At 58.6% G+C, this 13,146-nt stretch carries 11 protein-coding genes; 2 read left to right on the forward strand and 9 right to left on the reverse strand.

What is annotated here, in order from left to right:
- Window positions 1-996 precede the first annotated feature (996 nt).
- The 4 genes from BMZ01_RS08240 to BMZ01_RS08255 all read right to left on the reverse strand — a co-directional run bounded on the left by BMZ01_RS08240 (window position 997) and on the right by BMZ01_RS08255 (window position 4,436).
- A complete protein-coding gene (locus BMZ01_RS08240; RefSeq protein ID WP_092286345.1) occupies window positions 997-1,188 on the reverse strand; it encodes a helix-turn-helix domain-containing protein in 192 nt (63 codons plus the stop codon).
- A 287-nt stretch (window positions 1,189-1,475) separates the two neighbouring features.
- Entirely contained in the window at window positions 1,476-2,297 is an 822-nt protein-coding gene (gene proC, locus BMZ01_RS08245; RefSeq protein WP_092286347.1) for a pyrroline-5-carboxylate reductase, read from the reverse strand.
- A gap of 217 nt (window positions 2,298-2,514) precedes the next feature.
- A complete protein-coding gene (locus tag BMZ01_RS08250; RefSeq protein ID WP_092286349.1) occupies window positions 2,515-3,483 on the reverse strand; it encodes a hypothetical protein in 969 nt (322 codons plus the stop codon).
- A gap of 23 nt (window positions 3,484-3,506) precedes the next feature.
- The gene (locus BMZ01_RS08255; protein WP_092286351.1) at window positions 3,507-4,436 is read right to left on the reverse strand and encodes a Ppx/GppA family phosphatase; all 930 of its coding nucleotides are present in this window, start codon (window positions 4,434-4,436) and stop codon (window positions 3,507-3,509) included.
- Window positions 4,437-4,583: 147 nt separating this feature from the next.
- On the opposite strand from BMZ01_RS08255, the gene BMZ01_RS08260 reads away from it, so the two are divergent.
- A complete protein-coding gene (locus BMZ01_RS08260; RefSeq protein ID WP_092286469.1) occupies window positions 4,584-5,447 on the forward strand; it encodes a DUF3109 family protein in 864 nt (287 codons plus the stop codon).
- A gap of 114 nt (window positions 5,448-5,561) precedes the next feature.
- Here BMZ01_RS08260 and BMZ01_RS08265 read toward each other — a convergent pair whose 3' ends face one another.
- From BMZ01_RS08265 to mshA, 4 genes are all read right to left on the reverse strand, one after another.
- A complete protein-coding gene (locus BMZ01_RS08265; RefSeq protein ID WP_223845872.1) occupies window positions 5,562-6,317 on the reverse strand; it encodes a response regulator transcription factor in 756 nt (251 codons plus the stop codon).
- Window positions 6,314-7,771 (reverse strand): sensor histidine kinase, encoded by a 1,458-nt coding sequence (locus BMZ01_RS08270; RefSeq protein ID WP_223845873.1) that lies wholly within the window; start codon window positions 7,769-7,771, stop codon window positions 6,314-6,316. The genes BMZ01_RS08265 and BMZ01_RS08270 overlap by 4 nt, the downstream gene beginning before the upstream one ends.
- 49 nt (window positions 7,772-7,820) lie before the next feature.
- Window positions 7,821-8,570, reverse strand: coding sequence for a phosphoglyceromutase (locus BMZ01_RS08275; protein ID WP_092286353.1), 750 nt, complete (start codon window positions 8,568-8,570; stop codon window positions 7,821-7,823).
- A gap of 105 nt (window positions 8,571-8,675) precedes the next feature.
- Window positions 8,676-9,947 (reverse strand): D-inositol-3-phosphate glycosyltransferase, encoded by a 1,272-nt coding sequence (gene mshA / locus BMZ01_RS08280; protein ID WP_092286355.1) that lies wholly within the window; start codon window positions 9,945-9,947, stop codon window positions 8,676-8,678.
- A 96-nt stretch (window positions 9,948-10,043) separates the two neighbouring features.
- Here mshA and BMZ01_RS08285 point away from each other — a divergent pair, with 96 nt between their 5' ends.
- Window positions 10,044-11,759, forward strand: a complete 1,716-nt coding sequence (locus tag BMZ01_RS08285) for a long-chain-fatty-acid--CoA ligase (RefSeq protein ID WP_092286357.1) — start codon at window positions 10,044-10,046, stop codon at window positions 11,757-11,759.
- 268 nt (window positions 11,760-12,027) lie between these two features.
- On the opposite strand, the gene BMZ01_RS08290 is transcribed toward BMZ01_RS08285, so the two are convergent.
- Window positions 12,028-13,113 (reverse strand): UDP-N-acetylmuramate dehydrogenase, encoded by a 1,086-nt coding sequence (locus BMZ01_RS08290; protein WP_092286359.1) that lies wholly within the window; start codon window positions 13,111-13,113, stop codon window positions 12,028-12,030.
- Between the last annotated feature and the right edge of the window lie 33 nt (window positions 13,114-13,146).

A 13,146-nucleotide genomic window follows, 5' to 3' on the forward strand; every position in this document is an offset into this window, starting at 1 on the left:
AGATCTACGTAGATGGCAGTGCAACGACCTTCGCTGCGAAGTGACCCACCCACAACTGCACCAAATGACCAAGCCGCGTAACTGCACAGCACTCCACTTTCACGCCACCTGCACTACAACACGGTCCCCGCTAGCCAGGCCCACCAAGTAAACCAGCGGACGCCAAACGACCGATTTACCCGGTCTCCACATAGAAGCATGGCCAACCACAGTGCCCCACACCGCGACTAAAAAGGTCCTCATCAACCAAGCAAATACTCGATAGACATTCGCAAAGCACCCCTGAAACAACAAGCCGTGTGTCCCAACCGGCGACACACCGACCAGACACACATTTTGCTACTTAACCCGCATGATCCCCCGTGCACTTAGTTGTCCCTTGAGTTCATGGGCTTAACTCAGCAACAGCAGGCAGCACGGGCACATTCCCCAGACACACCAGTACTGTTGCTAAGCGCAAGCGTGGGGGTAATGGACAAAAAGTGTGTGGTTTTTTGGGGTTGTGACTGGTCAGGGTAGCTAAATCGGCGATTTACTGCCCCTGAGGAACAATTCCGGTTACCTTCACCCCATACCTGCACTTGCTGTATTAGCAGCACACAATGCGCAGCGACCCCTTCCCGGCCGCTACTCTTCCTATCTGGGCAATGCGCTATTCATAGCCCTCGCTCAACTAGAGCAGCCTCGAAGCCCACGTCACAAGATCGTTCGCGCCAACCGCACCGGGAACGCGAGGCTAGCCAGCTCGGCTGAAAGCCAGATACAGCATCAAGGGCTGTAACCAACTAACACCACCCCCAATCCAGAGAGACCATGCAGAACACCCAAAACGGCAGACAACACGCTCGCAACACGCCGGGGAAAAACACACATTTTGTCCTTTAACCCTTAACCCCCCTCCTGCGGCAACCACAACACCGTAGTAATGGCTACATCCCGCCACACTGTCATGACGGGAGTCATAACAATGGGCGGGATGTCAGGGTGTTAAATGCTTTATCCGGCCTCGTAATAAGAGGCTTGGAGGTAATCATTTACTGCCTGCTCGTGGACCCTAAAAGAGCGACCCACGCGCACCGCCGGCAGTTCACCAGAGTGAACCAGGCGATAAACAGTCATCTTCGAAACGCGCATAATCTCCGCGACTTCGGCAACTGTCAGGAACGTACCCTTATCTTCATGTGCCATATATATCTAGCCTTCCAGCAAGTGGCGCGCTGCAGGCTTCCCCTCCCGCAGATGGACACGCACGTGCTTGAGCTAGCTTAGCGTGAAGTATGTGACTGCTGCGACCTGAGTGCGTACGGTGACCCCTGATCGCTTAGCGGGCTGACGTTTCCACTGCTAAAGATGGGTCAGGCGTGACCAAACTGATATCTGCACTACCCCCAACTGAGGTTGCTCGCGGATTGATTCAGCTCCGCGAGCCGTCGCGAGCCCCAAGCCCCACGGGCCCCCAAGCTCCCAACACGCCGTTACTCGGCGTTCTCCTGCCCCAGCGCCTCCGCGCGGCGCACACAGGCCTGCGTTGCCTCATAAAACGCACTGCGGATCCCCGCTTCCTCAAAAGCCTGAATCGCCGCCACCGTAGTACCCGCCGGGGAAGACACATTCGCCCGCAGCTCCACCGCGGAATCCCCGGACTCCCGCAACATCACCCCAGCGCCATGAATCGAGGCGGCACTAAGCACCGCTGCGGACTCACGATCCAACCCCAAAGCCACCCCAGCGTCCGTCAAGGCTTCTGCCATTAAGAAGAAATAGGCCGGCGCGGATCCCGACAGCGCGGTCACCGCATCCATCTTGCTTTCCTTAATGACCATCACCTCACCGACGGTCTCCAAAAGCTCCTTCACGGCCTCAATATGCTCTTCGTGGGCGAACCTGCCCGGCGCGATCGCAGACATCCCAGCGCCCAAAAGCATCGGGGTATTAGGCATCACCCTCAAAATGGGCGTTCCGGCGCTCAGCGTGTCTTCTAGGGTGCTTAAACTCACCCCTGCGGCCATCGAGACCACCGTGGTGGTGTGGTCATTATCTTCCAGGGTGTCAGAAACCTCATTGAGCACCGACACCACCGCATCCGGCTTTAAACAAATAAACGCAAAATCTGCGCCATCCACCGCTTGGGTGTTATCGCGTAGATCCATCACGCCATAGGTTTCGCGCAGTTCCTTCCCGCGCTCCGCACTACGATTCGTCACCCGAATCTTCCGCGGATCCGCGCCCGCCTCAATCAACCCAGAGATCAATGCTTCGGCGATGCGTCCGCCACCAAGTACTGCGATATTAGCCATGCGCCCTACCCTGCCACTATCGCAGGCACCAGCTCAAATAATCTTCCTCACATACAACGGTTTTTAAGCTTCCTCCGAGACCGAGGGGGCCACGCTAGGAGCACTAAAAACCCGCCGCACTCACCCCACGGCTATGCCGCACCTAGACAGATGGTGCACGCGAGTAGCAAAAAATAAGCCCCGCACCAGGCGGGGCAAAGCAGCATATGCGGAGGTGTTAGACCAATTTGATGACCAAGGGGCCGAAGGTCATCAACAAGCCCACCAGGCCAGCAAGCAGCATGCTCAGCCCATCACGAGCAGTACGCATGGCGTGAATAACCCCAATCATGGCGGCGGTAACAGCTACTGCCAGGGCAGCCACAAACTTGCGGTTGAAGTGATCCCACAGCAGGTCAAAACCAATGAAGATCACCACGCCCAGCACAATGCCCACAATGGCCAGCAGAATCACCGAGAAGATAGAACCAGAGGCCGCATCGGCATCATCATCAAGGTCATAGTCTTCTTCGCGAAGCTCCGGAAGCGGCTTATCCTGTACCTCCGGTACAGCCACTGCGGCCGGTACCTGCTCAGCTACCTTCACCTGTGGTTTTTTCTTGAGCTTCTCGGCTACCGCGGCGGGCTTATCGGCGGTGTCTACCTTCGGCAACGTGGCGGTGGCTTCCGCATCCTGGCCTTCGGCTTCCTTAATGGGGCGTAGCTGCGCGGTGTCCTCCACGCTCGGGGAAGCGGGCTTCGCCTCGGGCTTCGCCTCAGGCTTCGCAACCGGCGCAACTGCGGCGCTGGGTTTTTCTTCCTTCTTCTCGCGCTTTAAAGCAGCAGGCGCGGCAGAGCTTTCCTGCTTGGCAACCGCAGCCTTCTCAGGTGTCGCAGCCTCGCTCTCGGGGGTGCGCGAAGGCCCCTTAGTGGTGGTAGCCTCGGCTTCTTTCACCAGCTTCTCAGCCGGGACTTTGTCCTTATGTGCACCGTCTTCGGGATCAATCGGGACGCTGGAGTGTCGCGATTCTGCAGGTTTGCGATCCACACGCGGGATGGAGCCGGTGAGCTCAGCGACAGAGATGCCGCCTTCTTCAATGCTGCGACGGCGACGTGGGCGACGCGGGGTGTCATCGCCACTGGAGCCACGCTCAGCGGCGCGGCGGGCTAAAAGCTCCGCGACGGTGAGCTGCTTCTCCTCACTCATGGTGTGTGCCTGTGTCCTCTCTCCTACTCCAAACCCTTGTCGATGCGGCGCAGGATAACTCCTTCGCGCAACGCCCAGGGACAGATTTCTAATTTTTCCAAACCCAAGGCACGCATGGAAGCCTCAGCCACCAAAGCTCCGGCCACGATTTGGTGCGAGCGATCCGCGCTAATGCCTTCCAGCTCAGCGCGATCAGCAGCAGTCATTCTGGAGATAAACGCTATCAGCTGGCGCAGACCCGGTGCGGTAAGAGTACGGGTGACATGCGGGCCAGCCGCCGAAGGAGCCGCACCCGTAAGCCGCGCTAAGGTGCGGAAAGTCTTGGAAGTACCCACCGCCAAGCGGGCCTGGCCATGGCTGCGCAGAATCCGGGCGGGTTCTTGCAGCTCCGCATCAATATAGTCGCGCAGTACATTAATCTTCTTGCGTTCCGGCGGGTCCGTATCAAACCACAGGTGGGTTAGACGCCCCGCACCAAGATCCAGGGAGAAAGCGGAATCAGGTTCTTCATCTGAGCCAGTAGAAAGCTCTAAGGAACCACCACCGATATCCAAGTTGGTGATCCGGCCAGCTGACCAGCCATACCAGCGGCGCACCGCCAAGAAAGTCAGGCGGGCTTCTTCCTCCCCGGAGAGCACCTCCAGGCGCACCCCGGTTTCCTTTTCCACATGGTTGAGCACCGCCTCAGAGTTCTTCGCCGAACGCACCGCTGAGGTGGCAAAAGAGATGAGCTCCTTGCAGCCTAGGGTGCGCGATAATTCGGTTGCTTCAGCTACTGAGTTGGTGAGCTTTTTGATGCCGCGCTCATCGATATTGCCCTCTTTATCTAAGAGCTCAACCAAGCGCAGGGAGGTCTTCCAATCGCTCATTGGGGTTGGGTGACCGCCGGTTCGGGCATCAATGGCCACCAAATGAACCGTGTTACTTCCCACATCTAAAACACCTAAACGCACATCTAAACCCTAGACGGTCTAGCCTGTCGAAGTGTGAATTGCCCATTACCCCGCCCCCAAGAAGCAGCAGCAGAAGCTGCCGCGCAAGCACCCGGTGGCACCGAACAAGCACCTGGTGCTGCTCCCCCAACGCTGCCTGGCTCAGGCATTGTGAATCTTGGTTTCCCGGCCTCCTCCCCCGCTGCGGCAAGTATCCGCGCCGGGCGGGAAGTGCCCCCGGATTTTCCGCGGGAATGGTTTGAATTCACCAACCCAGAGGACCCCGAGCATCTTTTCAGCATTGATTTAACCTGGCTGGAATCACATTGGGCGTGTGGGTTTGGCACCCCACGCTGTTTGGGCATTGATGCAGCTAATCCCAGTGTTGGCTGCTGTAACCATGGGGCCTATTTAGCGGATGAGGAAGACCGCGAGCAACTATTAGATGCCGTGAAACGCATGCCCGCGAGTTTTTGGGAATTACGCCCTGCCGCGGTGGATGAGTTTTTAGTTGATGAAGATCCCATTGAACTAGAGCCCTGGTTGGAATGGGATGAACTTGATGGTGATGATGGGGAACCGGAGCCGGCTTTAAAAACTGTGGTGCATGAGGGTGCTTGTATTTTCGCGAACCGCGGGATCGACCCCAGGTTTACCCCCGGTTGTGCCTTGCACCAGTGGGCTTTAGCCGCCGAGGAGGAATTGACCATTGTGAAACCGGAGGTGTGTTGGCAATTGCCTTTACGCCGGGTGGAGGCCTATGAGGAGACCCCGGATGGGCGGGAGATTCTGCGCACCACCATTGGGGAATATGATCGCCGCGGTTGGGGTAATGGTGGCGAAGATTTTGATTGGTATTGCTCCGGGGCACCTGGGTGCCACACCAGCAGCCAACCCTTGTGGCAATCCCAGGAAACGGAGTTAAGGGCACTAATGGGTGATGCCGCTTATGAGGTGTTAGCCGCGCATTGTCGGCGTCGCGCGGAGGTGGGTGCGCAGCTACTGCGCCCGCATCCGGCGGGGATGGTGTAGCGACAAAGGTGGTGCGGCATAGCGCAACCCTCTGCCGCAGCGGGGGTGCGATCTGTGGCGCGCGGCGGGAGGCGGGTCTCGAAGGAAGCCCAAAAAATTTTTTAGGTGGAGGATTTAAGGCTCGAAGCGGTAGCCCACGCCGCGGACGGTGACGAGGTTGCGGGGGCTAGAGGGCTCCAGCTCGATCTTGGAGCGCAAGCGTTTAATGTGCACGTCGAGGGTTTTGGTGTCGCCGACGTAGTCCTCGCCCCAGACGCGGTCGATGAGTTTAGCGCGGGTGAGCACCTTGCCGGCGTGGGAGAGCAGATAATGCAGCAGCTCGAATTCTTTGAGCGGCATATTTACTTCCTCACCATCGACGGTGACGCTGTGGGAATCGAGATCCATGCAGACGCGCCCACCTTTGAGGATATTGGGGTCTTCGAAGTCCTGGGGTTCGCGGCGGCGCAGCACGGCGCGGATGCGAGCGATGAGTTCGCGGGAGGAGAAGGGCTTGGTGACATAGTCATCGGCGCCGATTTCAAGGCCCACGACTTTGTCTGTTTCGGAATCCCGCGCGGTGACCATGATGACGGGAACCTGGGAGACAGCGCGCAGGCGGCGGCACACATCGGTGCCGGACATGCCGGGGAGCATGAGATCAAGCAGCACAATATCGACATCGTTGTTGTCGAATTCCACCAGGGCGGTGGGGCCATCGCCGGCGATAATGACCTCGAAGCCTTCTTTGCGCAGCAGGAAGGCCAGGGGGTCGGCGAGGGAATCTTCGTCTTCGACCAGGAGCACCACAGTGGGGGCGAGGTTCGCGTTAGGTGTGAGGCCTGCGGCGTGGCCGGGAGTGTGGCTTTTGGGCGTCATGTTGTGAGTCATTTGCTGTCATTCTCTTCCTGGCGCCGGGTGTGGGGGTGAGAAGGCACGGAGCTGCTTGGAGGCACTGATGGATCCGTGCTGAGGTCGCCGAGCTCGGGGACCTTAAGGTCATCGCTGGGGGTGGAAGGCGTATGTGCGCTGGGCCTGGGGGTGCTGCGCTCATTGTCTTTATCGCGGATAACCTCATCCGGTGGGGTGGGGATCACCGTGTACCCATTATGAGCGATGGCGCTGGAGGTGGGGCCATGCGGCGTGCTGTGCGCGGTGTGCGCGGTGTGCTCGGGATGCGCGGTGTGCGCAGGGTCCGGCACGGTGGGTAGCTCAATGATGAAAGTGGAGCCTTTGCCCAGCTTAGAGCGCAGTTCGATGCGGCCGCCGTGGTTGGCGATGACGTGTTTGACGATGGCCAGCCCCAGGCCGGTGCCGCCGGTTTGGCGGGAGCGTGCTTTGTCGACGCGGAAGAATCTTTCAAAAACACGTTTTTGATCATCCGGGGCGATGCCGATGCCGCGGTCGGTCACACGGATGGAGACCACTTCCCCATTGCTGCGGATGTGTTGGGAAATATTTACCGGCGCGCAATGCGGGGAATAGTTAATCGCATTGGAGATGAGGTTGGTCATGGCGGTGACCAAGAGAGTGCGATCACCAATAACCACAATGCCGGTGCGGTTGCCGCGACTAATGGTGATTTCGACATTATCGGCGGCCACCTGGTTGCGGCTAATGGCTTCGTCGATAATGTCATCCACACTCACTGGGGACATATCCGGCAAAGCGGCGGCACCTTGAAGTTTAGAAAGTGAGATCAGCTCATTGATCATGTCCGCTAGGCGGTGTGCTTCTTTATGCAGGCGGCCACCGAAGTAATGGACTTGTTCGGGATCATCCACCGATTCCATGAGCGCTTCGGCGAGCAAGGCCATACCACCCACCGGGGTTTTGAGCTCATGGGAAACATTGGCCACGAAATCACGGCGCGCGGATTCCATCCGCACATTTTCGGATTCATCGGTGCCATAGGCGATCACGAAGCGCTCATCAATAAGCGTGAGCGGTTTAATGACTGCCCTGACTGCGCTCACGCGGCTGCCGGGGCGACGCCGTGGGATGGAGAGATCAAGGGTGCGGGTTTCTTTATCGCGGTAGACCTCAAGCGCGGCATCCCAGACTTCTGGGTTGAGGGTGTGTTCATGCACTAGGCCCATGTCGTGGGCTTGGGCATTAGAAAGCACCACCTTTCCCCCACGTTCCAGCACAACAATGCCGGTTGGTGAGCCCTGGATGGCGAGATTCAGGACTTGGGAAATGGTGGTGATGTGTTGGGCGTCCGCTGGTGGGACGCGGCGTGCTTTGAGCTTGGCGCTAATTCGCCGGAAGGTGGGAAGGACAGTGGGTGCCACGGCGGCACTGAGGGTGCCGCCGGCTAGAAATGCCGCTATCCTTCCCCGCACGCTGGAGACCTTCGTTTCCTGGCTTAGCTAGGCCCGATAGTGCCCCGCGCTACTTCTTGGCGCCTTGAGCGGCGACCGCAGCAGCACCAGCAGCAGCAGCTTCCGGATCCAGGTAGGTGCCGCCGTGGTTAGCAACAGAACCATCCTCATTGATCTCATAAAGCAGCGGGATGCCGGTGGGGATATTCAGGGCGGCAATATCTTCATCAGAGATATTGTCCAGGTGCTTGACCAGGGCACGCAGGGAGTTGCCGTGGGCAACAATCAGCACGGTCTCACCGCGGGTCAAACGCGGCTGGATCTCTGCGGTGTAGTAGGGGATGAGGCGCTCAACAACATCCTTGAGGCACTCAGTGGCCGGCACCTTATCCAGGTCCGCGTAGCGCGGATCATGGGCCTGGCTGAACTCGGAATCCTCAGCGAGTTCCGGCGGCGGGGTGCCATAGGAGCGACGCCAGGACATGAACTGGTCCTCGCCGTACTTCTCCTTGGTCTCAGCCTTATTCAGACCCTGCAGCGCACCATAGTGGCGTTCGTTGAGACGCCAATCACGGATAACGGGGATCCAGTGGCGGTCCGCAACATTTAGCGCAATATTTGCGGTGCGGATGGCGCGGCGCAGCAAAGAGGTATAGACAACAGAGGGCAGAAGGCCCTTTTCCTTCAGGAGTTCGCCACCGCGGCGGGCTTCTTCCTCACCTTTTTCGGTGAGGTTGACATCCACCCAGCCGGTGAATTGATTGGAGGCGTTCCACTGGCTTTGGCCGTGGCGAAGCAGGATTAACTTTCCGGTACTCATACCTCCAATATGCCACCGTTTAGCTTTGCCCGCTTGAGCTTGATCGGAAATGTATCGGAAATGCGCAGGGGAAACAGGGAAAACACCACATCGGCGACTACAAGATCACTTCCCGCCGCCTAATGCGTCACGATTCTTCGACGGTGTGACCTCGGCATCAATAACTTCTTGATAGAGCTCCGCTAAATGCTCAGCACTGGCATCCCAGGAGAAAGTCGCTGCATGATGCACCGCCTGCCGGGCCATCCGCTGGCGGCCTTCATCATCGTCAAGGATCTCTTCTAAAGCATCCGCCCAGGCGGTGGCTTCATGGCCCTCCACCAGCAAACCGGTTTCTCCTTCTGCCACCGCAATGGGTAGACCACCTGTGCGTGCTGCCACCACCGGGGTGCCGGAGGCTTGGGCTTCAATGGCTACCAACCCGAAGGTTTCGTTATAGGAGGGCACGGCCACCACATCTGCCGCACGGTAGATGGTGACTAATTCTTCCGGTGGGCGGGGATCTAGGAAGCGAATGCGGCGCTCCACCCCCAATTCACAGGCCAAATCGCGGTATTCATGCGGGTTGGTGCTTTGCCCGGACGCACCACCGCAAATAAGTACCCGCATATTTCTTTCTGGGTCGCGCTTTACTAATTCCGCGACGGCTTTAATGAGCACCTGCGGGCCTTTGAAGGTTTGAAGGCGACCAATAAAAGCCACGACTTTGGCTGGTAGTGGGATGCCGAGTTGGCGGCGTGCTAATTCCGTGGCGCGGCCATCACCGGGGGAAAATAATTCCGTATCCGCGCCGGGGGCTACCACCGCGATTTTGGCTTTGGTGGCGTCATAGTAGGTAACCAGGTCTTGGGCTTCTTCTTCGGTATTGACCACTAAAAGGTCAGCATTATCGACTAATTGTTGTTCGCAGATGCGCCGGGCCTCGGATTCCGGAGTGTCCTCTGCAGCGCGATAGGTGTTTTTTACCGCGGCAAGGGTGTGCGCGGTGTGTACGAATGGGATATCGAAAAGGTCGCGAAGTAACCAGCCGACCTGCCCGGAAAGCCAATAGTGCGAGTGGATGAGGTCGTATCCGAGGTTGTGGCAGCGCACGAATTGCCAGACCCCGCCAGCAAAGGCGGTGAGTTGGGTGGGCAGCTCTTCTTTCTCCACCCCCTCATAGGGGCCCGCAACGATATTGATCACACGGAGGTTCTTTTCCACCTCCACAATTTCGCCTTGGGAAGGCCGGGTAGCCCGGGTATAAACATCCACCTGGATTCCCCTTCTGGCCAGGTGAGTGGCGGTGGAAAGGACATAAACATTCATGCCACCGGCATCACCAACACCTGGCTGTTGAAGCGGGGAGGTGTGCATGGAAATCATCGCGACTCGCATGCCTGCCATCCTATTAGGAAGGCATGATGGTTAGACTTGGACCGACAAAACTTACGTAGGCGTAGGGAAGCTGCGCCAAGGAAGGATGTAGTAATAATGTCAGCACTGGAATCCAAAGCCTGGCTGCAGTACTACCCAGAATGGACTCCGCACAATCTGGACTACGGGGACACCACCCTGCTGGATGTTTATGACAACAACCTCGCCATCCACGCGGATAAACCAGCCACCTGGTTCTTTGGTCGCACCCAAAGCTATGCCGAACTTGACCGCCAGGTCCGCCGCGCCGCCGCTGGGCTTCGCGCCTTCGGTGTGCGCCCCGGTGACCGCGTAGCCATTGTGCTACCGAACTGCCCCCAACACATTGCCGCCTTTTGGGCGGTATTGAAGCTGGGCGCCACCGTGGTGGAACACAACCCGCTGTATACCTCCCACGAGTTGGAAGGCCCCTTCGCTGACCACGGTGCCCGCGTGGCGATCTGTTGGGATAAGGCTGCCCCCACCTTGGAAAAACTGCGTGGAGTGACCGCCCTGGAAACCATTGTGTCGGTGAATATGACCGAAGCAATGCCGCGGATTAAACAATTCGCTTTGTCACTGCCCATCCCGCCGCTGCGCAAAACCCGTGACTCTTTGACCGCCAAAGCCCCCAACACGGTTCCCTGGGACACCCTGATTGGCAATGCCATTGGTGGGGATGGCCGCGATGTGAAATCAGAGCCAAGTGTCACCAAGGAATCCATTGCGCTGGTGCTCTACACCTCCGGTACGACCGGCACCCCGAAGGGCGCGCAGCTGACCCACGGCAATCTTTTTGCCAACCTGCTCCAAGGTAAAGCCTGGGTACCGGGCTTGGGTGATACCCCAGAACGCCTGCTGGCAGCACTGCCTATGTTCCACGCCTATGGCTTAACAATGGTGGGCACCCTGGCGGTCTATACCGGCAGTGAGATGGCATTATTGCCTACCCCGCGGATTGACCTGGTGATGGATGTGATCAAGAAGCACACACCCACCTGGCTACCTGGTGTGCCCACGCTATATGAGCGCATTGTGGATGCCTCCGAGGAACAAAATATTTCTATCCGCGGTATCCGCAACTCCTTCTCCGGTGCCTCCACCTTGCCGCCACGCACCGTGGAACGCTGGGAGGCTGCCACCCATGGTCGCCTGGTGGAAGGCTATGGCCTAACGGAAACCAGTCCGGTGATTGTGGGGAACCCCATGACCGATGATCGCCGGCCTGGCTATGTGGGTATCCCCTTCCCAGACACCTTGGTCAAGATTGCTGATCGCGATAATTTGGATCGCACCTTGCCCGATGGTGAAGAAGGCGAAGTGCTGGTGCGGGGCCCGCAGGTTTTTGCCGGCTATTTGAATAAACCAGAAGCCACCGAAGAAGCCTTCCACGATGGTTGGTATCGCACCGGTGATGTGGGTGTGATGGAACCGGATGGGTTCGTACGCCTGGTTGCCCGCATTAAGGAAGTCATCATTACCGGCGGCTTTAATGTCTACCCCGCGGAAGTGGAAGAAGCATTGCTTAGCCACCCGGATATTGAAGATTGTGCGGTGGTGGGTCGTCCACGTTCGGATGGGTCCGAAGATGTGGTTGCCTGCATCACCCTCAACCCGGGTGCGGCTTTGGATCCAGAAGGTTTGAAGAAGTACTGCCGCGAGCGCCTCACCCGCTATAAGGTGCCGCGCACCTTCTATCACTTCGAGGAAATGCCGCGCGACCAGCTGGGTAAGATTCGCCGCCGCGAAGCCCAAGAAGAGCTGATGAAACTCCTGGAGGAAAAGAAGGCCTAAGCAGCGCTTTCCTAGCCCCACACACGGCACCCACAAGCACCTCACAACACCCGCGCGTGTGATTGCACTGCGCGGGTGTTTGGTGTTTCTTGGGGGTTTGCGGAAGCTGGTAGACCGCTGGGCTACTCACGCCAAAAACAAGGGCAGGTGCGGCATACCCCACGCCTCTTGCCGCAGCTCAGCAGGACTGCGCGCCTGAAGCCACAGGGTCTCGGGGAAAGCAAAAATTCTCCGGACTCCGGCAAGCACCCAGCAGCAGGCCTGCTAGCTACTCATCAATACTCATTCCCACCCACACCGGCTCCGGAACCAAGCGCACGCCGAAGCACTTTTCCACGCCATCGCGTATCTCCCGCGCCAGTGCCTGCAGCTCCTGTGCGCGCGCCCCACCGCGGTTCGTAAGCGCCAGGGTATGGCGAGTAGAAAGCCCCGCCTGCCCGCGCCGATACCCGCGTGGGAACCCGGCACGCTCAATCAGCCATGCCGCCGAAAGCTTTTCCTTGCTCTCCCCCGTTGGGCCCGCACCTGCTGGAAAACGCGGCATATGTTCTTCGCCGCTGAGCTGGTGCACGCGGGTAGCTAGCGCGGTATCCACAATCGGGTTGGTAAAAAAGGAGCCTGCGGACCAGGTGTCGTGGTCTGCTGGGTCATAGACCATGCCCTTGCCGCGGCGCAGATTCAGCACTTCTTCGCGCACCACAGCCGCCGGGAAGCGGGTCTCCGCGGATTCCGCCCCCAAGCGGCGCGCTAACTCCCCGAAGCGCAGCGGCGCGCTTAGCCCATCTTCGCGGAGCTGATATTCCACCTCTAAAACCACGGCGCGGTTGGTGAATTTCAGGTTCGAGTAGCGGTAGGAAAGCTCCAACATATCGGCGCTCTCCCAGCGCACCTCACCACTTGCGCGGTCGAGCAGCCGCACCCGCGTCAACACATCGGCAATTTCGGCACCATAGGCCCCCACATTCTGCACTGGGGTTGCCCCCGCCGAACCTGGAATCCCTGAGAGGCACTCCAGCCCGCCAAGGCCAGCCTGAATGGAGGCTTGCACCACCTCATCCCACACCGCACCCGCCCCGGCGCGCAGCATATTGTTTTTAATCTCGATCTCATCATTGGCGAGGATCACGGCAACCACATCAATCTCGCCATCGGCGATGACCAGGTTCGATCCCCCGCCGACAATCAGCAGCGGCACCTTGGCGGAATCTAAAATCCGCACCACCTCCACGATGGCGTCAGCAGTATCACAGCGCAGCGTTAAACGTGGCCGGCCACCAATATGGAGGGTCGTCAGATCAGCAAAAGTGGTGTTTTCTTCCACCTGCACGCCCGCGATTGCGCGCACCTGGGTCATGATTTCCGGTGTCAAGGATGAGATGTACACATG

Origin of the sequence: Corynebacterium spheniscorum (assembly GCF_900113445.1) — a bacterium.
Taxonomy (GTDB): domain Bacteria; phylum Actinomycetota; class Actinomycetes; order Mycobacteriales; family Mycobacteriaceae; genus Corynebacterium; species Corynebacterium spheniscorum.